The organism is Methylobacterium jeotgali (assembly GCF_022179345.1).
Taxonomy (GTDB): Bacteria; Pseudomonadota; Alphaproteobacteria; order Rhizobiales; family Beijerinckiaceae; genus Methylobacterium; species Methylobacterium jeotgali.
The window spans coordinates 38,211-62,024 of record NZ_BPQR01000043.1 but is presented as its reverse complement, the minus strand read 5'-3'; the positions used below and the strand labels follow the sequence as shown (position 1 = coordinate 62,024).

15 protein-coding genes and 1 riboswitch are annotated in these 23,814 nt (G+C 72.5%); of the genes, 14 read left to right on the top strand and 1 reads right to left on the bottom strand.

Annotated elements, in window-relative coordinates:
* Positions 1-25: 25 nt before the first annotated feature.
* The 9 genes from tssF to MFF04_RS13155 all read left to right on the top strand — a co-directional run bounded on the left by tssF (position 26) and on the right by MFF04_RS13155 (position 11,007).
* A complete protein-coding gene (tssF, locus tag MFF04_RS13195) occupies positions 26-1,987 on the top strand; it encodes a type VI secretion system baseplate subunit TssF (RefSeq protein WP_238276423.1) in 1,962 nt (653 codons plus the stop codon).
* Entirely contained in the window at positions 1,984-3,027 is a 1,044-nt protein-coding gene (tssG, locus tag MFF04_RS13190; protein WP_238276422.1) for a type VI secretion system baseplate subunit TssG, read from the top strand. Before tssF ends, tssG begins: the two co-directional genes overlap by 4 nt.
* Positions 3,024-5,804 (top strand): type VI secretion system ATPase TssH, encoded by a 2,781-nt coding sequence (gene tssH / locus MFF04_RS13185; RefSeq protein WP_238276421.1) that lies wholly within the window; start codon positions 3,024-3,026, stop codon positions 5,802-5,804. The genes tssG and tssH overlap by 4 nt, the downstream gene beginning before the upstream one ends.
* A 117-nt stretch (positions 5,805-5,921) precedes the next feature.
* Positions 5,922-6,956 (top strand): OmpA family protein, encoded by a 1,035-nt coding sequence (locus MFF04_RS13180; RefSeq protein ID WP_238276418.1) that lies wholly within the window; start codon positions 5,922-5,924, stop codon positions 6,954-6,956.
* A 137-nt stretch (positions 6,957-7,093) separates the two neighbouring features.
* Positions 7,094-7,582: a hypothetical protein gene (locus MFF04_RS13175; RefSeq protein ID WP_238276417.1), complete on the top strand. Its 489-nt coding sequence runs from the start codon at positions 7,094-7,096 to the stop codon at positions 7,580-7,582.
* A gap of 65 nt (positions 7,583-7,647) precedes the next feature.
* Entirely contained in the window at positions 7,648-7,953 is a 306-nt protein-coding gene (locus tag MFF04_RS13170; protein WP_238276416.1) for a hypothetical protein, read from the top strand.
* 34 nt (positions 7,954-7,987) lie between these two features.
* Positions 7,988-9,148, top strand: a complete 1,161-nt coding sequence (locus MFF04_RS13165; protein ID WP_238276415.1) for a peptidoglycan recognition protein family protein — start codon at positions 7,988-7,990, stop codon at positions 9,146-9,148.
* Between the two features lie 11 nt (positions 9,149-9,159).
* Positions 9,160-9,660, top strand: coding sequence for a PAAR domain-containing protein (locus tag MFF04_RS13160; protein ID WP_238276414.1), 501 nt, complete (start codon positions 9,160-9,162; stop codon positions 9,658-9,660).
* Between the two features lie 51 nt (positions 9,661-9,711).
* Positions 9,712-11,007 (top strand): peptidoglycan-binding domain-containing protein, encoded by a 1,296-nt coding sequence (locus MFF04_RS13155; protein WP_238276413.1) that lies wholly within the window; start codon positions 9,712-9,714, stop codon positions 11,005-11,007.
* Between the two features lie 31 nt (positions 11,008-11,038).
* Here MFF04_RS13155 and MFF04_RS13150 read toward each other — a convergent pair whose 3' ends face one another.
* Positions 11,039-11,743 carry a GntR family transcriptional regulator gene (locus tag MFF04_RS13150; protein ID WP_238276412.1) on the bottom strand — a complete coding sequence of 235 codons (705 nt, stop codon included), beginning with the start codon at positions 11,741-11,743 and terminating at the stop codon, positions 11,039-11,041.
* Between the two features lie 167 nt (positions 11,744-11,910).
* Here MFF04_RS13150 and MFF04_RS13145 point away from each other — a divergent pair, with 167 nt between their 5' ends.
* From MFF04_RS13145 to MFF04_RS13125, 5 genes are all read left to right on the top strand, one after another.
* A complete protein-coding gene (locus tag MFF04_RS13145) occupies positions 11,911-12,849 on the top strand; it encodes a ribokinase (protein ID WP_238276411.1) in 939 nt (312 codons plus the stop codon).
* 312 nt (positions 12,850-13,161) lie between these two features.
* Entirely contained in the window at positions 13,162-14,916 is a 1,755-nt protein-coding gene (locus MFF04_RS13140; protein ID WP_238276409.1) for a ShlB/FhaC/HecB family hemolysin secretion/activation protein, read from the top strand.
* A gap of 12 nt (positions 14,917-14,928) precedes the next feature.
* Complete coding sequence (locus MFF04_RS13135; protein ID WP_238276407.1) at positions 14,929-20,244, top strand: beta strand repeat-containing protein; 5,316 nt, start codon at positions 14,929-14,931, stop codon at positions 20,242-20,244.
* 7 nt (positions 20,245-20,251) lie between these two features.
* The gene (locus MFF04_RS13130) at positions 20,252-22,207 is read left to right on the top strand and encodes a caspase family protein (RefSeq protein ID WP_238276405.1); all 1,956 of its coding nucleotides are present in this window, start codon (positions 20,252-20,254) and stop codon (positions 22,205-22,207) included.
* A 28-nt stretch (positions 22,208-22,235) separates the two neighbouring features.
* On the top strand, positions 22,236-23,543 hold the full coding sequence (locus tag MFF04_RS13125) for a tetratricopeptide repeat protein (protein ID WP_238276403.1): 1,308 nt from the start codon (positions 22,236-22,238) through the stop codon (positions 23,541-23,543).
* A gap of 105 nt (positions 23,544-23,648) precedes the next feature.
* A riboswitch (glycine riboswitch) is annotated at positions 23,649-23,753 on the top strand.
* Positions 23,754-23,814: the final 61 nt, after the last annotated feature.

The following is a 23,814-nucleotide window of genomic DNA, read 5'->3' as shown; positions in this document are numbered from 1 at the left end:
GCCCGCCCACCGCGGGGGACGCCCCGTGAACCGCGAGTTCCTCGACCTCTACAACCGCGAGCTCGGCTTCCTGCGCGGCCACGCGCGGGAGTTCGCACAGGAGTATCCGGGCATCGCCGAGCGGCTCGGCGGCCTCGTGGAGGAACAGGCCGACCCGATGATCGCCGGCCTCCTCGAAGGGGCCGCCTTCCTCGCCGCGCGGGTCCAGCTCAAGCTCAAGCACGAGTTCCCCGAGTTCACGCAGAACCTCATCGAGCAACTCGTCCCGAACTACCTCGCGCCGACGCCCTCCGTTCTGCTTGCCCGCGTCGACCCGCCCTTCGGCGATCCCTCCCTGCGGGAGGGGCCGCGGATCGGGCGCGGGGCGCGGCTCGACGCGACCTACCGCGAGCGCGAGCGGCAGATCTCCTGCCGCTTCCGCACCACGGCGCCGCTGCGCCTCTGGCCCTTCGACGTCGCCGGCGCCGAGTACTTCTCCCATCCCGCACCCCTCCAGGCGCTTGGCGTCGGGGGCAGCGAGACCGTCGCGGGCATGCGCCTGACGCTGCGGCACCGCACCACCCCGCGGGTCGAGGACGAGCCGGAAGGGTCGGGGGCCACCGATCCCCAGACCATGCTCTCGGGCTGCGCCGTCGATGCCCTGCCGATCCATCTCGTGGGGCCCGAGGCCGACGCGGTGGCGATCTACGAGCAGGTCTTCGCCGACTGCACCGGCGTGTTCCTGCGCTACCCCGACGCCTTCGGCGACCCGGTCGTGGTGCCCCTCGGGCGGGAGCGGATCGAGCCGGTCGGCTTCTCCGCGGACGAGGCCCTGATCCCGAAGGACGAGCGCCTCTTCGACGGCTTCGACCTGCTGCGGGAGTACTTCACCTTCCCGCGCAAGTTCCTCGGCTTCCGCCTCACGGGTCTCGGGCCGCTGCTCGCCCCCGTGCGCGGCCGGACGCTCGACATCCTGCTCACCTTCGACGAGGCGAGCCCCCGCCTCGGCGCGGCGGTGCGCACCGACGCCTTCGCCCTCTACGCGGTGCCCGCCGTCAACCTGTTCGAGATGAGCCTCGACCGGGTCGCCGTCGAGACGAGCCGTCACGAGTACCATCTCGTGCCGGACCGCAGCCGGCCGCTCGACTTCGAGCCCCACCGCATCCTCCAGGTCTTCGCCCATCGCCCCGGACAGGCGGGCAAGGTGCCCGTGGCGCCGCTCTACACGCCGGGAAGCGGAGGCGACGGCGGCCGGCTCAGCTACACGGTGCGCCGCATGCCGAGGCGGCGCACGGGGCGCGAGCGCGCCTACGGCGCCGCCTCCGACTATACCGGCACCGACCTGTTCCTGTCGCTCGCCGAGCCGGCCGGGACGGAGGCTCGGGACGGCGAGGGCGTGGCGGAGATCAGCGTCCGCGCGCTCTGCTCGAACCGCCACCTGCCGGAGCTCCTGCCGATCGGCGCCTCGGGGGCGGATTTCCGCTTCGCCGACGACGGCGCGCTGCCCGTCACCTGCGTCGCCGGCCCGACCCGGCCGCGGGAGCCCGTGGTGGCCCAGCTCCGGGGCCGCTCCGAGCACCTCTTCACCGGGGCGGTGTCCTGGCGGCTCATCAGCCTGCTCAGGCTCAACCCCCTCGGGATCGTCGGTACGGGAGCCGGGGAGGACGGGGCGGAGACCCTGCGCGAGGCGATGATGCTCTTCGCCGATCTCTCCGACAGCGCCGTCGAGCGGCGCATCCGCGGCGTGCGCAGCCTGGAGAGCCGGCCCGTGGTGCGGCGGCTGCGCCAGCGGGTCGGCACCGGCACGGCGCGGGGCACCCAGGTGACGCTCACCCTCGACGACAAGGCCTTCGAGGGCACCGGCCCGTTCCTCCTCGGCGCGGTGCTGGAGCGGTTCCTGGCCGAGTACGCCTCGCTCAACCACTTCACCCAGACCGTGATCCGCACCGTCGAGCGCGGCGAGATCATGCGCTTTCCCCCCCGCGTCGGCGGACGGAGGCTGCTGTGAGCGCCCGCGGCAGCCATCGGGAGCGGCTGGAGGCGGCGCCTTGGGCGCACGACTTCCTCGCAACGCTCCGCCGGATCGAGCGCGACAGCGCCGACCGGCCGCGCATCGGCGACAGCGCCGCACGCGAGACCGACGCCGTCACCCTCGGCCAGGACCCGTTCCTGGCCTTTCCGGCGAGCACGCTCTCCGCTGCCAGCCACGACGGGAAGGGGCGGCCTCGCCTCCTCGTGCGCTTCCTCGGCCTGCTCGGCCCGCAGGGCGCGCTGCCGCTATCGACGACGGACGAGGCCTATGGCTGGCTGAATGCGCGCGACGACGCCTTCGCCCGCTTCCTCGACGTCTTCAACCACCGCTTCCTGCAGCTGTTCTTCCGGGCCTGGGCGGATGCGAGGCCGATCGCGCAGGCCGACCGGCCCGGCGCGGACCGCTTCGAGAGCTATCTCGGGTCGGCGGTCGGGCTCGGCCTTCCGAGCCTGCGCGAGCGCGACACCGTTCCCGACAGCGCCAAGATCGCCTTCGCGGGGCTGCTCGGGCCCGCCGCCCGCTCGGGCTCGCGGCTGTGCAACGCGATCACCGGGCTCCTCGGCGCCGCCGTCGAGGTCGAGGAGTTCGCCGGCGCCTTCCTCGAGTTCGAGCCGGCCGACTGCTCGCGCCTCGGCGGCGCCAACGCCCGGCTCGGCATGGACCTCCTCGTCGGGCGCAGCGTGTTCTCCGTCGAGGACCGCATCCGCCTGCGCATCTACGCCGCCGACCTCGATGCCTACGAGCGCCTCCTGCCGGGCGGCGCGGACTGCCGGCCGCTCGCCGACCTCGTCCTGTTCTACCTCGGCGACGAGCTGGAATGGGAGGTCGAGCTGGCGCTGCCGGTCGCCTGCGCGCGGCCGCTCCGCCTCGGGGAGGGCGGCGGCCGGCTCGGCTACACGGGCTGGATCGGCCAAGCGGACGGGCAGGGCGGAGACGGATACCGGCGCGACGCCCGCTTCCAGCCGGCGGAACGCCTGGGACGCGGCGGCGGCCAGAGCTTGGAGCGGGCAGCATGAGCGAGATCAGCCTCGAGACCGTCACCGGCAAGCTCAACCGGGTCGGCTACGACGCCTTCATCCAGGCGCTCCGACAGGCGCGGGGGGCGGGCAACCGCAACGTCGAGCTCGCCCATTGGCTCGGCCGCCTTCACGAGCAGGACGGGAGCGACCTCGCGCTCACCGCCGACCGCTACAAGCTCGACCGCGGGCGGCTCTCCGCCGACCTCGCCAGGGCGGTGGACGGGCTGAAGCGCAACGAGACCGAGATGCCCGGCATCGCCAACGGCGTCGTCGATCTCCTCGATCGCGGCTGGCACTACGCGACCCTGCTCTTCGGCGAGACGCAGATCCGCTCCGGGCACCTGATCGTCGGCGCGCTGAAGTCGAACGACCTGCGCCGGACCCTCACCGGCCTCTCGGCGGAGTTCGGGAAGATCCCTGTCGACACCCTCGTCGGCGAGCACCGCGCGGTCTGGGCGAAGTCGAGCGAAGAGAACCTGCGCCCGATGGACGGGGCGGGCCCGGTCGCGGCGGGCGCCGCCGGCACCGCCGAGGGCGCGAAGGGGCGCACCGCCCTGGACCGTTTCTCCCAGGACCTCACCGCCAAGGCCGAGGCCGGCGAGATGGACCCGGTCCGCGGCCGCGACGAGGAGGTCCGCCAGCTCGTCGACGTGCTGATGCGCCGCCGCCAGAACAACCCGATCCTCACCGGCGAGGCCGGCGTCGGAAAGACCGCCGTGGTCGAGGGCTTCGCGCAGGCCATCGCCGCGGGCAGCGTGCCGCCGGCGCTCCGCGAGGTCAGGCTCCACGCCCTCGACATCGGCCTGATGCAGGCGGGCGCCTCGATGAAGGGCGAGTTCGAGCAGCGCCTGCGCTCGGTCATCGACGAGGTCCAGTCTTCGCCGAAGCCCATCATCCTCTTTGTCGACGAGGCCCACACCCTGATCGGCGCCGGCGGCCAGGCGGGAACGGGGGACGCGGCGAACCTCCTGAAGCCCGCGCTGGCGCGGGGCACGCTCAAGACCATCGCCGCGACGACCTGGGCGGAGTATCGCCAGCACATCGAGAAGGACCCGGCGCTGACCCGGCGCTTCCAGCCGATCCAGGTCGGCGAGCCCTCGGTGGCGCAGGCCTGCGACATGCTGCGGGGGCTTCTCGCGCCCATGGAGAAGCACCACGGCGTGCGCATCTCCGACGCGGCGGTGGTGGCCGCGGTCAACCTCTCCCACCGCTACATCCCGGCCCGCCAGCTTCCCGACAAGGCGGTGAGCCTCCTCGACACCGCGAGCGCCCGGGTGGCCATCAGCCAGACATCGGTGCCGGCGGCGATCGAGGACACCCGCGCCGCGATCCGGGCGCGGGAGAGCGAGCGGGCGGCGCTGCGCGCCGACGCCGACCTCGGCCTCGACGCGCCCGACGCGATCGCGGCGCTCGACACGGAGCTCGCCGAGCTGAACGAGAGGCTCGCGCGGCTGGAGGAGGAATGGCGGGCCGAGACGGCGCTGGTCGAGGAGATCCGGGCGCTGCGGGCGGGGCTCGCCGAGGGGGACGCGGATCCGTCGCCCGAGCCGGAACCCGTCGGGGCGAGCCTGGAGAGCGGCGAGGCGCCGGAGGCGGCGCTGCCGCCGGACCGGGAGGCGCGCCGCGCCGCGCTCAAGGCGAGCGCGGACAGGCTCGGCGCGATCGAGCCCGAGCGGCGCATGATCTACGCCCATGTCGACGCCCAGGCCGTGGCCGCCGTGGTCTCCGACTGGACCGGCATCCCGGTCGGCCGGATGGTCCGCGACGAGATCGAGACCGTCCTGCGCCTCCCCGAGATCCTGAACCGGCGCGTCGTCGGCCAGTCCCACGGCCTCGGCATGATCGCCAAGCGCATCGAGACCAACCGTGCGCGGCTCGACAACCCGGACAAGCCGATCGGCGTGTTCATGCTCTGCGGACCCTCCGGCGTCGGCAAGACCGAGACGGCGCTGGCGCTGGCCGAAGCCCTCTACGGGGGCGAGCAGAACATGATCACCATCAACATGAGCGAGTTCCAGGAGGCGCACACCGTCTCGACGCTGAAAGGTGCCCCCCCCGGCTACGTCGGCTACGGCGAGGGCGGACGCCTGACGGAGGCGGTGCGGCGGCGCCCCTACAGCGTCATCCTCCTCGACGAGGTCGAGAAGGCACACCCCGACGTCCACGAGATCTTCTTCCAGGTCTTCGACAAGGGCGTGATGGAGGACGGAACCGGCCGGCGGATCGACTTCCGCAACACCCTCATCATCCTGACCTCGAACGTCGGCACCGACCTGATCATGCAGCTCTCGCGGGACCCGGGCTACCGCTCGGACGCGGAGGCGCTCGCCCAGGCCCTCCGGCCGGAGCTGCTCAAGGCGTTCCCGCCCGCGCTCCTCGGGCGCATCGTGACGATCCCCTACTTCCCGCTCTCGCCCGAGATGCTCGGCGGCATCGCCCGCCTCCAGCTCGACCGGATCGGCCGGCGCGTGAAGGCCAACCACGGCGCCGCCTTCGCCTACGATGACGCGGTGGTCGCGCACATCGTCTCCCGCTGCAACGACCCGGACTCGGGCGGGCGGATGATCGACAACATCGTCACCAACACGCTGCTGCCCGAACTCTCGCGGGAGTTCCTGAACCGGAGCCTGTCCGGCGAGCCGCCCGCCGCGGTGCGGATCGGCGTCGAGGGCGACCACTTCGTCTACGCCCTGTCCGGCGCTCCGGGGGACGACACGGCGGCCCCCGCCGTACCCGACACGTCGCCCGACCCCGCGCCCGAGGAGGCCGCCTGATGACGCTCGCGCCTCTCGTCGGGCCGGCGGCCGTCGCGGCCGCCGATCGCGTCGTCGCGGCGGGAATGCCCGCCCCGATCCGCCCCGAATAGTCACAGCCGCGCCGGGAGAGACAGCATGGTCGGGATGGACAAGGTCGGGCGGGATACCGGCCCCGGCGACGGCGGCTTCCTCGTCACGGACCTGGATACGCCGGGCACGGTCGAGTTCGAGTTCATCCTCTCGAACTACAACATCGACGGGAACATGCTGAAGCCGGAGCACAAGACGCTGCTCAACCAGCACATCGTGCCCTTCCTCAAGCGCAACCGGTATCACGCCGAGATGACCGGCACGGCGAGCCGCACGGGCGACGCCGCCTACAATCGGCAGCTCTCCCGCGAGCGCGTTTCCAGAGTGCGGGCCTACCTCCTCCGCCAGGGCCTCGCCGACGCGCAGGTGCCTCTCAGGGACATGCACGCCGTCGGCGAGGACAAGTCGACCTCGAAGTTCGACGAGGACGAGCTCGAGCGGTCCGTGCGCATCAGCATCGTCGTCGGCGTGCGGCCGGCTCCCGCGGGGCCCGGCGTGGTCGTGCCGCAGATCGTGCCGCCCAACGGGAACCTGCCGCCGGCGCCGCCGCAGGTCGTCCCCGAGACGGTGATCGTCATCGATACGCGCGAGCCCTGGGCGATCCAGGAGCTGACCGGCTTCAACGGCGGCGTCGGCGCAGGCGGCAATGTCGGGCCGCTGAACGTCGGCGTGCAGGTCGGCACGATCGAGTACCATTTCCTGCTGTTCAACAGGCGCACCAAGCAGATGTCGCAGTGCCGCTTCTTCGGCGCGGCGATCTCCGGCGGCCCGAGCCTCGGCAAGTCGTGGAAACCCGGCTTCTCGGCGGGGCCGGGCTTCTCGATCACGAAGGGCAGCCACACCTGGGACCAGTTCTTCACCAAGGCCGGCACCGGCTTCGACGCGTTCGCCGGCGCTGCGACCTGGTTCGAGCCGTTCTCCCTCGCCCTCAACACCGACATCTCGGCGAAGGCGATCCTCAAGTTGGACAGCCTGGGAATCTCGATCGAGGTCTCGACGGGCGTGACGATCGGCACCTCCGGCTCGGCGGCGGCCCGCGGCGACTTCTTCCTGAAGCCGCCGGTCCAGCTCAACCTCTGAGGCCGGCGCCGCGATGCGACAGATCGGACGCCGCGCGGAGCGGCCGCCGTAGAGCCGCCGGAGCCGACCGCGCGCTGTGCGGGGGACAAGAGTAGCAGCGTCGGATCGAAGCGCGATCCGGACAGGGAGCCGAAACAGTGGCCAGCAAGATTTTGACGAGCACGCTCTTCCGCGACGACGCCAGGCTGCAGATGACGGCCATCGATCACCGCTATCACGTGACCGTCGGCGATCAGGGCGTCCACGTCAGGCGGATCCAGTTCTTCCTCTACGGCGTCGGCGCCCTGCAGGTGATGTACGCCGAAGACGTGGCCAGCGGGGAGGATCCGGAGATGACCGCGTCGCTCTTCAACGCCGAGGCCGAGGTCATGGAGTACGGCACCGCGACCGCGAAGGCGGTGCTGATCTACAAGCAGATGAACAAGATCATCGGCTACGGATACCAGACGTCCGCCGACAACATCGTCGGCGTCCTGACGATCCGCCACATGGACAAGATCGCGCGCACCGGAACGTCGAAATCGACCGAAGAGCGCAAGACCATCACCGCCTCCGCCACGAACGCGCTGAAGCCGGCGGTGATGGCGGGAATGACCGTGGGGAGCCGCGTGATCGGCCGCTCGTGAGACGCAAGCGTCGGCGGGCGAGCACGGCCCTCGACGAGACCGGGACCGACCCGAGGGAGAGGGACATGACGAAAGAGGCTTCCGGCAACCGCTTCGAGCAGGTCGACGAGCCGGCGGACGACGCCATGACACTCTCGCTGAAGCGGGAGGGCGAGAAGATGTCCGGGGTCGTCACCTGCCCCGCCGCGATCACCGGCGGCCGGCTGCCGAAGGATTTCGCGTCCGACGAGATGCCGCTGAAGGACGCGTTCCGCTCGGCGATCCGCCTCGCCAACGAGATGCGGGTGCCCCTCGTGGTCCTGGACCCGGACGGGCTCTGGCAGGCCGAGTGGGGAACGCTCGTCCGCGAGCCGGACGAGACCGACGCCTGATCCCGAGACCACCCGAGCCACCGGAGTATCCGCCTTGGCGACCATCCAGACGATGCAGGCCTCGAAATGGACCGTCCGCTGCTGGGACGCGTCCCAGCAATGGGTCTGGCTCTACACCTTCTCCGGCGACGGCCGCTCCCGAACGGGAAGCGTCACCTGGAAGGACGAGAACAACGGCATGACCGGCCAGGGAAGCTGGTTCCTCGAGGGCGGCAAGCTCAAGACGACGTGGACGAACTCGCAGACCAAGGAAACCTGGGCGCTGCCGATCAACACCGAGAACTGGACCGGCTCCTGCACGATGCATGGCAAGCCATACAACCTCCACGCCATCGCCCGCAGCGTCACCGAGAAGAAGCCGTCCACCGACAAGAGCGCCATCAACGCGGACCTGCTCTTCTCCGGCGACAAGAAGCAGGCGGCGCAGTTCCTCTCGAAGCGGGCCATCGAATACATGCCGCTGGAGAAGGCCTTCGGGGGCCCGCTGAAGAGCGTGAACGGGCTCGCCGTGCACATCACGGCGGGGCGCGGGCAGGCCAGGGACTGCTTCGACATCTTCACGAAGCGTAACGTCTCGACCCATTTCGTGATCGATCGCTCCGGCAACGTCGTGCAGTTCGTCGCGGCCTCGCTGGAGGCCTGGGCGCAGGGGCCGGGCAACCCGCACTGGCTCAGCGTCGAGCTCGTCGGCTACCAGCCGGACAACGCCATCCAGCGCACGGAAGGCATCAAGCCGGGTCCCCAGCTCGATGCGCTCCGCGACCTCTGGGGCTGGGTGCGGGACGCCTTCCCGCACGTGAAGGAGGGGCTCGCGATCCCCTATGTCGGGCAGAAGCACATGCTCGAATGGGTCGGCAAGCAGTCCTTCGTGAAGAAGGACGAGGCCGGCAAGCCGATCTTCGGCGGCGTGCTCGGCATGGGCCTCGACCAGCACTACAAGGCGCTGGCGGACGCCTTCGTCGCCCGCGGCGACGCGCCGACCACCTCCGACAACCTGCGCGTCTGCATCGATTCCCTCGGCCTCTCCTGCCACTGGTGGCTCGACTACTATCCGAAGTCCTGCCCCGGCGCGCCGATCATGTCCCAGATGCCGGAGGTGCTCGGCAAGTCCGCCGTCGTCCTGCCGGGGGCCGAGAAGTACCTCTACGAGGAGCCGGTCAAGGTCGCCGGCGGCGGCGGCTCCAAGAAGGGCTGAGGTCTCACGCCATGCCCAAGGGCCCCGCCGCGCGCGTCACCGACCCCGTCGCCCACCCGCTGCCGCCGGTGCTCCAACCGGGGCCGGGCAGCCCCAACGTGCTGATCGGCAGCCTGCCGGCCTGGCGCGGGGTCAGCGCCGCGGCGGCGGCGGCGATCCAGGCGGCCAAGGCCATATCGGATACGACGATCCAGGTCGCGGAGGCCGCGACGCTCGCCGCCGCCGGCACGCCGGGCGCGCCCGCGGCGCTCGCCGCGGAGCAGACCGTCAAGTCGACGGCCGCCTCGACCATGGGTTCGATGATCTCGGGCGGCGCGGGCGGCGCCGACATCCACCTCTGCGCGACGCCCCTGCCGATCCCGCCCCACGGGCCCGGCGTGGTCGTCAACGGCTCGCAGACGGTGCTCATCAACAAGCTCGCCGCCTGCCGGGCGGGCGACACCATCGTCGAGGCGGTCGGACCGCCGAACGCCATCGTCATGGGACTGCCGACGGTGATCATCGGAGGCTGAGACGGGCCGCCGGGGCCGATCCGCGCAGGGCGGCTCGAAGGGGAGGGCACCATGAAGGTCTGTGTCACCAACGGCGTCATCTTCCCGTCGCCGCCGCTGCCGAAATCGATCCGGGGCAAGATCTTCCACAAGATCGGCAAGTACGCCGAGGAGAAGATCGGCGCGGACTTCCAGACCTTCACCGGGCGACGCCAGTGGTACCCCGTCCCGATCGACGCGCCCGATTTCCGCGACGGCAGCCAGGGGCTGAACTCGAAGACCCTGTACTATTCGTTTCTGGTCGAGAAGAACCCCGACGTCGACAAGCAGAAGCTCGAGTGGCTCATGAACAGCCGCGAGGCGAAGGGCGAGGACGGCCAGCTCGTCTACATCCCCGACTTCATGGGCGACAAGGCGCCGGTCAACAAGCGCTTCTACGAGGTCAAGCCCGGGATGCCGAACCGGACGAACGAGGACGGCGAGACCAAGATCGCCTCCGTCGACGGGCTGATGGCCGACACCGAGCTTCCCTACAAGCCGGGCGAGAACTGGCAGCCGGTCGGCCGGCATGAGCTCTTCAACGGCTACATCCCGATGATGGCGCCGGGCCTGCTCCCCATCCCGATCCCCGTGAAGGTCATCGTGACTCTCGAGTACAAGCGGCACGACTGGACGCAAGGGCTCGTGGTCTACCATTTCTGCATCGATGCGAACTTCTCGGACGCGATCAAGCTCGCGGTGATCCTGGCGCTCCTCGCGCTGATCATCATCCTGGTGCTGTTCCCGGAGTTGCTGCCCGAGATTCCGCTGCCCGACATCCCGATCCCGCGGATTCCCGAGCTGCCGGCGCCGCGGCCCTCGCCGTTCCCGGTGCCGCCCCCGCAGCAGCCGGTCCCGATCCCGGTGCCGGGCCGCCCGTTCGGCATCTCGCCGACCTCCCTGCGCAAGCTCATCGCCGACGTGCCGGGGGAGCGGACGGAGGGGTTGCGGCAGAAGGCGATGTCGGGCTCCGTGGGAAAGGGCGGCCGCAACGTCCCCGACGACGTGCAGGCCGTCCAACTCTTGCTCAACAGCTGGCAGATCCTCGCCGGCCAGCCCTGCCTCAGGATCGACGGCATCGCCGGGCCCCTGACCTGCGGGGCGATCACCGCCCTTCAGGGCCATGCCGGACTGAAGGTGGTGGACGGGCGCGCCGATCCCGGCGGCCCGACCCTCGACGTCTTGACCAAGCTCGGGCTCGTCGTGGTCGGCGCCACGGTGCGCAACGCCTCGCGGCGCATCCACGTGCCGCAGACCGGGGGCAGCGTGCCGACGAGCATCCTGCCCTCGGTGTTCTGGGCTGCCCTGTCGGGAGCGAAGGACCCGTGAGGCGCGGCCGCGGCCGGGCTGCGCCCGCGGCTCAGCTGCGCAGCTTCAGCCGGTAGCTGTAGACGTCGCCCCGGAACAGGCCCTCGACGTACTCGACCATCACGGCCTCCTGCGTGAAGCTGTGGCGCTTGATCAGCAGGCAGGGAACGGGCTCGTCGAAACCGAACAGGCGGCACTCCTCGTTCGTCGGCATCGTCGCCTCGATGCTCTGCTCGCAGCTCACGAGCCGGGCGCCGCCGACCTCGGCGAGGAAGGCGTAGACCGAGCCCGACAGGTCGCCGTCCTCCAGGGCCGGGACCGCCTTGAGATTGTACCAGGCCACCTCGCGGGACATGGGAACGTCGTCGCCGTAGCGCACGCGGGTCAGCTTCAGCAGCGGCGCCGTCGAGGGCAGGCCGAAGATCGAGGAGATCGAGCGGTCCTGGACCACCGACCGTTCGAGGATACGGGAGGAGGGGATCTTGCCAAGCTCGCGCATCTCCTCGGTGAACCCCTTGAGGCGGTCCATGCCGGGATGCACCTGATCCGGCCTTGGGCGGACCAGGAAGCCCTTGCGCCCCTGCGAGGCGAGGAGATCGCGCTGGCGAAGCGCCGCGTAGGCCCGCTGGATGGTGACGCGGCTGACTCCGAGACCCTCGGCGAGCTGGCGCTCGGCCGGCAGGACCGTGCCGCCGGGGAGTGCGCCGGTGGCGATCAGGTCGTACAATTGTTCTTCGAGCTGCTGGTACAGCGGCATGGCCGTATCGTCCCGCAGACGCAGGAGCGACAACAGCGATGGCCGGTTGAGATGCGCGAGCCGGTCGGAATCTGTGATTGCATCCGGACCGGAGCCTTTCAGCAAACGTATTTGTGCTCGGCCGGTGGCGGTGTTCTTGACCAAACTCGTGGACCAGGAGACGACGCGTGCAGGTCTTTGTCGTCGGCAGCTTCGTCGTTGCCTGCTCAGTCATCGTAGCACGTCTCCCGAGAGCCGGTGAGTCCCTTGACGCCGCAGCCTTCGTCTCCGAGCCGGGCGGCAAGGGGTTCAACCTTGCTTTGGCTTTGCATCGGCTCGGATTTGGTATTACCGGCGTCTTCGCCATCGGGGACGACGCCTTCGCGGCGATCGCCGAATCCGCGTTCGCGGGCAGCGGCCTCGGCGGGGAGATGCTGGTGCGGCACCCGGGCTCGACGGGCGCCGGGGTCGGTTTCGTGGACGCGCGGGGGGAGAACTGCCTCGCCGTGAGCCTCGGCGCCAACCGGCTGCTCGATGCCGGGGACGTCGAGCGGGCCGGCCCCTCGCTCGATGCCGCGAGCCTCGTCGTGGCGACCTTCGAGTCTCCCGACGCGCCGATCCGCGCCGCCTTCGTCCGTGCCCGCGCCCGCGGTGCCGCGACCCTGCTGAACCCGTCGCCGAGCCGGCCGATCGACTCCGCCATCCTCGCCGCGACGACGGTCCTCGTCGTCAACCGGATCGAGGCCGACGATCTCGGGCTCGACGGCTCGGGCATCGCGGAGGGCGGGACCGGCGAGGCCGCGCGCTTCGAGGCGCTCTCGGCGCAGGGGCCCGAGCTCATCGTCGTCACCCTCGGTGAGCAGGGGGCGCTCGCCTACCGGCGTGGCCGGTGGTTCCGGCAGGCGGCGTTCCCCGTCGCGGTGGTCGACACGATCGGCGCCGGCGACGCCTTCGCCGCCGGCCTGTCGGAGGGGCTGCTGCGGGAGCGGCCGATCGAGGAATGCCTGTGCCGGGCCGCGGCCTGCGGCGCCCTCACCGCCTGCCGTCTCGGTGCCTTCGACGCCTTTCCGACCGCCGAGGCGCTGGACGCCTTTCTGGCGGCGCCCCACGCGGCCGGACACTTGTAGCCAAAATCATACACAGGCGGGCGAAAGCCATGCCGGCCGAGCCATAGGGAGCAGGACGCCGTTGACCCTGCGTCCTCGACCGCGGAAAGTCCGAAACAGAACCAGACGGGTCCGCCCTCGACATGGGGGCGATCCGGTCGGAGCGACGGCGGGGGCGGTCGCAGGACGTGCCGGATCCGCGCGAGGCGTGATCCCGGCCGTGGCCTGGAACGCGATCCCCGTCGGCGGTCGGTATGGGTTCGAGCGTCTCGTGACCAGATCTGCGGCCGGAAGCATGACCATCGGCACGACCCCGTTGACGGCGCACGCAGCATGAGGCGGCCGGCTTCCTCACGCGCGTTCCGCATCGCGCCTGTCGCCGCACTCGCCGCGTCCCTGCTCGCGGGGCCGGCGCTTGCCCAGACCGCCAGCCAGATCACGCCGCCGAGCTTCGCCCCGCCCGCCGCGCGGCCGGGGGGCACGCTCGCCTTCTCCGGGGAGGCGGGCCTCGCCGCGCCGGCCGGCGCCGAGAAGCTCTCCGTCCGCCTCGCCGGCGTCGCCGTCGAGGGCGCCCCGCCCGGCGCCGCCGCCGAGATCGCCGCGATCGAGGCCCGCCTCGTCGGACGCCGCATCCCGGCGAGCGAGATCTTCGCCGCCGCCCGCGAGCTGGAGGCGGCGCTGATCCGGCAGGGCTCGCTCCTGACCCGCGTGGTGCTGCCGGCGCAAAAGCTGAGCGACGGCGGACGCCTGCGCCTCCTCGTCGTCGAGGGCTTCGTCGAGCGCGTCGAGCTGCGCGACGTGCCCGAGCCCGCCCGCGGGCGGATCGCCGCCGTGCTCGAGGCGCTGGTCGGCCGGCGGGACCTGCGCACCGGAGAGATCGAGCGCCGGCTGCTGCTCGCCGGCGACACACCGGGCGTGTCCCTGCGCTCGACCCTGGTGCCCGGCAAGGCCCAGGGCGCCACCACCCTGGTGATCGAGGGCCGCTACCGGCCGTTGACGGGCTTCGTCGGCGGCGACAACACCGTCGGCAAGGCGCTCGGCGGCTACACGATCGGCACCGGCCTCGACATCAACACCGTGTTCGGCCAGGGCGAGACCCTCTACGTGCGCGCCCTCGGGCATCCCGGCGGCAACGACGCCCTCGGCACCGGCAGCCCCTTCGGCGACAACCCGCGCCTGCGCACGCTCTCCGGCGGCATGGTGTTGCCGCTCGGTGCCGACGGGCTGAGCTTCAACGTCGAGTACGTGAACAGCCGCACGGCCCCCAAGCTCGCCGGGCTGATCCAGACCACGAGCGACTACGATCGCCTCTCCTTCCGCCTGCGCTACCCGTGGCTGCGCAGCCGGAGCGCGAACTTTTTCAGCGAGGTCGCCTTCGATGCGACGAGCGAGGCGCTCGGCCTCGTGCTGCCTGCGGCCACTGCGCCGCTCAGCCTCGACCGTCTGCGCATCGTGCGCCTGAGCGGGGAGGGGGACCTGCGCCTCGACGGCGGCGGCCTGCTCTCGGGCCGCGGCACGCTCTCGCTGGGCGTCGACGGGCTGGGCGCACGCAGCCGCGCCGAGGCCACGCCGATCCTGCCGCTGTCGCGCCTCGGGGCCGACGCGGAGTTCCAGAAGCTCGACGCGACGATCGCCTTCACGCAGCCCCTGCCGGAGAGCTTCCTCCTCGGCCTCTACGCCCGCGGCCAGACCTCCTTCGGCCAGCCGCTGGCGCGCAGCGAGCAGCTCGCCACCGCCTCCTTCCAGGAGCTCTCGACCTTCGACGCCGGCAGCCTCGGGGGCGACAGCGGCTGGGTGGTGCGGAGCGAGGTGTCCCGGCCCTTCAGCGTCGCCTTCGGCGGCCTGCCGGGGAGCATCGCGCCCTACGTGTTCGGGGCCACCGGCCAGCTCTTCCTCGAGCGCCCGACCATCCTCGAAGCGGGGCGCCTGCGGGTGTCCTCCGTCGGCCTGGGCCTGAGGCTCGCGAGCCTCCTCGACCCGGCGAGCGCCACAGAGGCGAACCTGACGCTGGAGTTCGGGCGGCGCTTCCGCAGCGACGCGATCCCGGACGCCAACCGCTTCACCGTTCTCGGCTCGATCCGGTTCTGAGGGCGGCCCGACATGACCCGCGATCCCATCCAGCCCTCGCACCGCAGCCGCTCCGAGCTCCGCCTCGCCCGGCTGCTGCCGCTGCTGCTCGCCGGCACCGCGCTCACCAGTCCGGCCAGCGCCGGCGAGCTGCCGCAGGGCGGCAGCGTCGCCTATGGCAGCGTCGGCATCGGCCAGCCCGCAGGCAACCGCCTCTCGATCCAGCAATCCTCGCAGACGGCGATCGTGAACTGGCAGGGCTTCTCGATCGGCCAGGGCGCGCGCGTCGACATCAGCCAGCCGAACGCGAACGCGGCGATCCTCAACCGCGTCACCGGCTCGACGCCCTCCACCATCGCCGGCCAGCTCAACGCCAACGGGCAGGTCTACCTCGTCAACCCGAACGGCATCGCCATCACCCCGACCGGGACGGTGCAGGCCGGCGCCTTCGTCGGCTCGAGCCTCGATATCGCCGACGACGACTTCAAGGCCGGCCGCCGCAACTTCCGCGGAAACGGCCGCTCCGCCGGGGTCTCGAACGCCGGCAGCATCGACATCGCCAAGGGTGGCTACGCGGCGCTGTTGGGCGGACAGGTCGACAATTCCGGCACGATCAGCGTGCCCCTCGGGCGCGTCGGCCTCGGCGCGGGCGAGCGGGCGACACTCGACCTCTCCGGCGACGGCTTCCTCCAGGTCGCGGTGCCGAGCCGCGACGACGGTAGCGCCAAGGCCCTCGTCAGCCATTCCGGGCGGATCGACGCCGCCGGCGGGCGCGTGACGATCCAGGCCGCGACCGCCCGCGAGGCGGCCCGCAACGCGATCAATCTCTCGGGCGTCGTCGAGGCGCGCACGGTCGGCGGGCGCTCCGGGGCGATCGTGCTCGGGGGCGGGGAAGGCGGCACCGTCACGGTGAGCGGCCGGCTCGACGCCTCCGCACCGGCCCGCGCGCGGACGCAGCGGGCGGCGGCGCGGGGCGGCAGCGTCACGGTCACCGGCAACGACATCCGGCTCACCGGCGCCCGGATCAGCGCCGACGGCGAGGCCGGGGGCGGGCGCATCCGCATCGGCGGCGACTATCAGGGCGGTGGTAGCTTGCAGAGGGCGGCGACGACGCGGGTCGACGCCGCGAGCACGATCAGCGCCGATGCGGGACGGTCCGGCGACGGCGGCAGCATCGTGATCTGGTCCGACCGGTCGACCGACTTCGCCGGGCGCATCTCCGCCCGCGGCGGCGCGCAGGGCGGGAACGGCGGCGACGCGGAAGTCTCGGGCAAGGTGCTCCTGGCGTACACCGGCAGCGCCGACCTGACGGCGCCGCGGGGCCGCTTCGGCACGCTGCTCCTCGACCCCTACAACGTCACGATCTCGAACGCAGCCGACTCGAACCAGGCCGGGTTCGCGGCGACCGGCAACGACTCGGTCATCAACGCGACGACGCTGTCGAACGCGCTCGCCACGGCGAACGTCACCGTCACGACCGGGGGTGCCGGCAGCCCCGGTGCGCAGGCCGGCGACATCACGGTCGCCGCGCCCGTGGCCTGGAGCGCGCCGACGATCCTGACCCTTCAGGCGTTCCGCTCCATCGCCGTCAACGCCGAGCTCCAGGTCAACGGCGCCGGCGGGCTCGCCTTCACCACCAACAACGGCGGCACCGGCGGCACGCTGAGCTTCGGCCCCGGCGGCCGGGCGACCTACGCGACGGCCGGCGGCGCCGGCATCCCCGGCCAGTCGCTCACCATAGACGGGCTCGGCTACGGGCTCCTCTACTCCATCGCCGACGTGCAGAGCATGGCCGGCAACCTCGCCGGCAACTACGCCCTTGCCCGCAGCATCGACGGGGCCGGCACCGCCTTCGCGCCGGTCGGCGACACCGGCGGCGCCTTCACCGGACGCCTCAACGGCCTCGGCCAGACGCTCTCCAACCTGACGATCAACACTCCGGCACGGGGCACCACGGGCCTGTTCGGCGCGGCGACAGGCGCCACGATCGGCAACCTGACGCTGGCCGGCGCGAACGTCACCGGCGGGGCCAACACCGGCGCGCTCGTCGGCTTCGCCACCGACAGCGCCATCTCCGGCGTGACGATCTCCGGCAGGGTCGCGGGCGGCAACACCACGGGCGGCCTCGCTGGCGCGCTGATCGGCACCTCGACCACGACGGTCGCCGGCAGCAGCATCGCGAACGCCACGAGCACGGCGACCGTGACCGGCACCGACAACACCGGCGGCCTCGTCGGCGTCGCCGACACCGCCACGGTCACGCGCTCCTCGGTCGCCGGATCGGTCACGGGCGGGAACTTCACCGGCGGGCTGATCGGCAACGCGCAGAGCGTGGCCGTCTCGACCTCCTTCGCGACGGGGCCGGTCTCGGGCGCGAACCTCGTCGGCGGGCTCATCGGCGGCCTCGGCGGGGAGGGCGGCGCGACGCTCGCGACCACGCTGACGCAATCCTACGCCAACGGCGCCGTCACCGGCTCCGGCACGGCGGGCGGCCTCGTCGGCCTCGTCAGCAACAACAGCACCATCGCCGACACCTACGCCACCGGCCTGACCCGGGGCGCCACCGCGGGCGGCCTGATCGGCGAGATCAACAGCGTGCCCGGCGGCTCGACCGCCGCTCCCGTCATCCTGGGCACGAGCTATTCCACCGGCATCGTCGCGGGCACGACCGCGGCGGGCGGCCTCGTCGGCACCGTCACCGGCGCGCTCCAGACCATCACCGCCTCCTACTGGGACACGCAGACCTCGGGGCTCGCCACCAGCGCGGCCGGCACCGGCCAGACGACCGCCCAGCTCCAGGGCGCCCTGCCGGCGGGCTTCGCGCCCGGCACCTGGGGGACGCAGGCGAGCGCCTATCCCTACCTGGCCTGGCGCTTCCCGACCGGCGTGCTCGCGGTCTCGGGGCTCACGCGGGATGCCTCGGGCGCGGCGGTGGCCGGCGAGGCGATCCGCGTCGCCACCGGCGGGGCCGCCTCCTACCAGGCGAATGCGGGGGCCAACGGCTACTACTACGTCGCCCGCGACCCGCTGGCCGGGGCGCTGCCCCAGGGCGCGACCGCCTTCCTCGACGGCGCCACCCGCGGCAGCCGCACCGTCGATGCGCCCATCGGCGCCGGGGCGCTGACCAACGTCGACGCCCAGGCCGGGCGCGTCGTGGTCGCGACCGGGCAGACCACGACCTCCGGCCTCGCGGCCGTGCTGGCCTCGGCGGGCGACAGCGCGCTCTCGGGCAACATCCCCTACACCGTCGCGGCGACGGGCGGCGTGCCGACCTTCGGCAGCGGCCTGCCGACCTTCATCGAGGCCCTCGGCGCGAGCCTCGCCGTCGACCGTTCGATCGTCTCGGCCGGGACGCTTCAGATCGCCGGAGCGGGCTCTGGCACCGGCGCAACGACCTCGGCCGGCCCCGTCACCGTCGCGGCGGGGCAGACGCTCCAGAGCCAGACCGGCGACGTGATCCTGGCGACCGCGCAGTTCATCAACAACGCCGGTGCGGGCGCACTCCAGGCAGGCGGGCGCTACCTCGTCTACAGCGCGGACTACGCCGCCGATCAGCGCGGCGGCCTCGCGGGAGGCAACCTCTACAACCGCACCTTCGCGGGCAACGGGCCCGGCACCGTCACGCAGGCGGGCAGCCAGTTCATCTACAGCCGGCAGCCGGTGCTGACCGTCTCGGCCACCGACGCGACCCGCACCTACGGGCCGACCGCGCTCGGCTTCACCCGCACCGTCACCGGCCTCGTCAACGGCGACACCGCCGCCCAGGCCTTCACGGGCCAGTCGACGGTGACGGACACCACCAGCGCGACGACCGGCGTCGGCACCTATGCCGGCGCGGCGCAGGTCGGCCTCGGCAGCCTCGCCTCGACGATCGGCTACGCCTTCAACCTCGTGAACGCGCCGGTGACGATCACGCCGGCGCCGCTGACGATCCGCGCCAACGACGCTTCGAAACGCTATGGCACGACGCTCGCCTTCGCGGGCACCGAGTTCACGGCGACCGGCCTCGTCAACGGCGACAGCATCGCGGCCGTCACCCTATCGAGCGCCGGCGCACCCGCGACGGCGACCGTCGCCGGCAGCCCCTACGCGATCAACGCCAGCAACGCCCAGGGCCCGGCGGCGGCGAACTACGCCATCACCTACGCGCCCGGCGCCCTGACCGTGACGCAGGCGCCGCTGACGATCCGCGCCAACGACGCTTCGAAGCGCTACGGCACGGCGCTCGCCTTCGCGGGCACCGAGTTCACGGCGACGGGCCTCGTCAACGGTGACACCGTCACCGGCGTCGCCCTGTCGAGCACGGGCGCGCCCGCCGCGGCGACGGTCGCCGGCAACCCCTATGCGATCAACGCGAGCAACGCCCAGGGCGCCGCGGTCGCGAACTACGCCATCACCTACGCGCCGGGCACGCTCACCGTGACGCCGGCCCCGCTCGTCATCCGCGCCAACGACGCGGTGAAGACCGTTGGCACGACGCTCACCTTCGCGGGCACCGAGTTCACGGCCGCCGGCCTCGTCAACGGCGACACCGTCACCGGCGTCACCCTGGCGAGCGACGGCGCGCCGGCGAGCGCCGGAGCCGGCGCCTACGCGATCCTGGCCGGCAACGCCCGCGGAAGCGGCCTGCCGAACTACACGATCGGCTACGTGCCGGGCAGCCTCCTCGTGCGGGGCGCCGGGATCGACCCGCTGACCGTCGCCCTGGCTCTGCCGACCCTCGACCGCCAGTACCCGCCGCCCTTCTCGCCAGCGGTGGACACACCGGACACCATCGTCGTCGCGGGCACGGAGGAGGTCCTCTACGGCCGCGACTTCGGGGTCGGCAGCGGCATCAGCCGCACGAGCACGACCGAGACGCCGGCACCCGCCCTCGCGGTCGACGCCGATGCGGGGCTCGACGCCCTCGGGCGCGACCTCGATGCGGCCGTCGCGGCTTGCGAGAACCGCGATACCCGCCGGGTGCGCATCTACAACGACTGCGTGGCCCGCGCCCTCGAGACCTACGCGGACGCCCTCGAGGCCCGGATCGCGCAGTTGCCGCCGGCCCTGCGCAACCTGCCCGCCGCGGTTCGCATCCCGCCGATCCTGCGTGGAAGCGGTGCCGGAGCCGCGCCGCTCCGCAGCGTGCCGGACGTGATCCGGGCGGCGGCCCGCCAGGTCCGCGCGGCGCGCACGGTCGCCCAGGCGCGCAACGTGGTCCGCGCGGCGGTGACCGTGGTCCGAAAGGCGATCAGCCTGATCCGGGCCGACGAGCCGGCGGCCGCCAGAGGGGTGAGGCAGGGCAATGCTGTGGCTGGCGCTCTCCAGATGGTCGAGAACCGGCTCTCGCGGGCGGCCGGGCTCTGAGAGGCCGGTGACGGCGCGGCGGGCCGGACTCGCCGGCCTGCTGCTGGCGGCGCTCCTCGCCGCCGCGCCGGCACGGGCGGAGACACGGGTCGCGCTCGTCATCGGCAACGCCGCCTATCGCGGGCTCGGTCCGCTCGTGAACCCGGCCAACGACGCCGGCGACGTCGCCGCCGCCCTGAAGGCGCGGAGCTTCGAGGTGCTGCAGGGGACCGACCTCGACCGCCAGGCGATGGAGCGGCTGCTGGCCGCCTTCCTCGCCAAGGCGCGGGAAGCCGACCTGTCGCTGTTCTACTACGCGGGCCACGGCTTCCAGGTCGACCGGCAGAACTACCTCGTACCCGTCGACGCGGCGATCCGCTCCCGCGACGACGTCGAGGGCCAGACGATCAGCCTTCAGGCCCTGACCGCCGCACTCCAGGGCGGGCGCGGCAACCACCTCGTCTTCCTCGACGCCTGCCGCAACAACCCGCTGCGCGGGGCGGCCGCGGCGCGCGGGGAGGCCGACGCCAACCTCAAGGACGGGCTCGCCAAGGTCGAGGACACCGCGGGCTTCCTCTTCGCCTACGCGACGCGGCCCGACCACGTCGCCTTCGACGGCGGCGGCCGAAACAGCCCCTACGCCCAGGCCTTCCTCGGCCATCTCGGCACCCGCGGCCAGGAGATCGGCGCGACGATGATCGCCGTGCGCAACGACGTGATCGCCGCCACCGGCGGCTTCCAGGTTCCCCTGGAGATTTCCTCGCTCACCCGCCAGATCCAGCTCGTTCCGGGCCGGCCGGAGGCGGTCTCGCCGGAGACGCAGCTCTGGCAGCTCGCCGCCACCAGCCGCGACCCGGCCCTGCTGCGCATCTACCTGACCCGCTTCTCCGACGGCGCCCATGCCGGCGAGGTCAAGGCGATGCTGAAGGTGGCCTCCGCCGATCCCGCCGTCGGCATCCCGCGCAGCACGCCGGACGACAGCCTCGGCGACGACCGGCTCTGGGACTTCGCCCAGCGCTCGCGCCTGCGGCCGCTGGTCGAGTTCTACCTCGCCAAGCGGCCGGACGGCCGCCACGTCGCCGCCGCGAACGCGCTCCTGCAGAGCCTGCCCTCCGCGCAGGATGCCGAGGCCGAGCCGGAGGCGGTGTGCGAGCGCGCCACCACCCACCCGCGGGATGCGACGGCGAACATGCCCGGCGTGCCGCTCTCGGAGCTCGCCGCCAACGCGGGACCCGCGATCGAGGCCTGCACGCGGGCACGCAGGAACCATCCCGAGATGCCCCACTACGCGGCGCTGCTCGCCCGCGCGCTCGCAGCCGCCGGTCGCCGGGAGGAGGCGGTGGCGCTCTACCGGGAGGCGGCAGAGCGGGGGAACCTGCGCGCCCAGGTCAGCCTCGGCCTGATCCTCGAGACCGGCGACGGCGCCCCCCGGGACCCGAAGGCGGCCATGGCCCTCTACGAGCGGGCGGCCGAGGGCGGCAGCCCGGACGGAGCGATCAACCTCGCCGTGGCGCTGATGGAGGGGACGGGCGCGCAGAAGGATACCAAGCGCGCGGTCCAGCTCCTGCGGAAGGCGGCGGAGGCCGGCTCGGCCATCGCCACCTATAATCTCGGCGTGCTCTCGCAGGACGGCACCATCCCCGAGCCCGGCGCCGCGCTCGGCCATTTCGAGCGGGCGGCCGAGCTCGGCGACCCGCGCGGCTTCGTGCCTGCCGCGATCCTCCTCGACGAGGGCCGCGGCGTCCCGAAGGATCCGGGCCGCGCCGCCGACCTGCTGCTGCGGGGCGTCGCCTCGGATTCGGGCGAGGCCATGAACCAGATCGTCGGCCGCTCCGCCGCCTGGTCGAAGGAGACGATCCGGGCCGTGCAGGACCGGCTCAAGCGCGTCGGCTACTACGCCGGCCCCGTCGACGGGCGCGGCGGCCCACGGATGCGGACGCCGCTGCAGGAGTGGCGCCGGATCGGCAGCGTCGAGCTGCGCTGACGCGGCGATCGCGGGAGGGAAGGGCACCATGGCGCAGACGGAGCTGACCCTCGACGAGGCCCTGGAGGTCGCCGCGCGCGCCCACCGGGTCGGCGACCTGCCCGTGGCCGAGGCCCTCTACGGGCGCATCCTCGAAGCGGCGCCCGACCATGTCGGCGCGCTGCACCTCTACGGGCTCCTGGAGCACGGGCGGGGCCGCCACCGGGAGGCCCTGCGCCTGATCCGGCAGGCCGTCGAGCACGCGCCCGGCGCCGCGGGCCTCCACAGCGACCTCGGCAACGTGCTGTTCGAGCTCGACCGGCCCGATCTCGCCGTCCAGGCCTACGAGGAGGCGATCCGCCTCGCGCCCGAGGGGGTCGCGGCCCGCAACAACCTCGGCGTGGCCCTGCGGGTCCTGCGGCTTCCGGAGGCGGCGGAGGGCGTCTACCGGGAGGCCATCGCCATCGACCCGAAGCACCGCGACGCGTGGGACAATCTCGGCCGCCTGCTCGCGGGCAGCGGGCGCATCGTCGAGGCGATCGCCTGCCACGCCAGGGCCCTGGAGCTCGAGCCCTCCAACGCCGCCACGCGCCGCCACCTGATCGCGGCCTACGGGGCGACGGGGGAGCACCACAAGGCGCTGCCGATCCTTCAGGACTGGCTGCGTGAGGAGCCGGGCAGCGAGACCGCCCGCCATCTCCTGGCAGCGATCTCCGGCGAGAACGTGCCGGACCGGGCGAGCGACGCCTACGTCGCGAACCTGTTCGACGCCTTCGCGGCGACCTTCGACCACAAGCTCGCCCGGCTCGACTACCGGGCGCCGGAGCTCGTGGCGGAGGCGGTCGCGGCCTCGCAGGAAGCGGGGACGACGGGCCTCGCCATCCTCGACGCCGGCTGCGGCACCGGCCTGTGCGGGCCGTCCCTGCGCCCCTTCGCGGATCGTCTCATCGGGATCGACCTGTCGCGGAAGATGCTGGAGCGGGCCGCGGCGCGGGGCTGCTACGACGGTCTCGAAGCGGCGGAGCTGACCGCCTTCCTCGAAGCTCGGGCCTCGGCCTACGACCTCGTCGTCTCGGCCGACACCCTGTGCTACTTCGGCCGCCTCGACGCGGTCTGCCGGGCGGCGGCGGCCGCGCTGCGGCCGGGCGGCCGCTTCGTCTTCAGCGTCGAGGAGACGGAGAGCGGCGACGGCTTCACCCTCCAGGGTCACGGCCGCTACGGCCACACGCGCGCCTATGTCGAGAAGGTCCTCGCCGAGACCGGCCTGATCCGGCTCGAAACCCGAAGCGCGGCGCTCCGGATGGAGCGAGGGGAACCGGTCCACGGACTGGTGCTCACGGCCATGAGGAGCCTGTGACCTGCGCCGGGAGGATGGGACGACACCGCGTTCGAGATGTCTCATCGGCTCGCCCGGCCGCCCTTGCGTCGGGATCGGCCTCGGGTCAGTATCCGGCCGTCCGCTAAACGCGATGCGGGAGAGCCCAACCGGTCCTCTTGCAGGAACGGTATGGCGCCGACGGAGCAACCGCCCCCGGAAACTCTCAGGCACAATCACCGCATCGTTGGACAATCTGGAGAGAGGCGCGTGAGCGAGCGCGCCCACCGAAGGAGAAACCTCACGGGCCGCC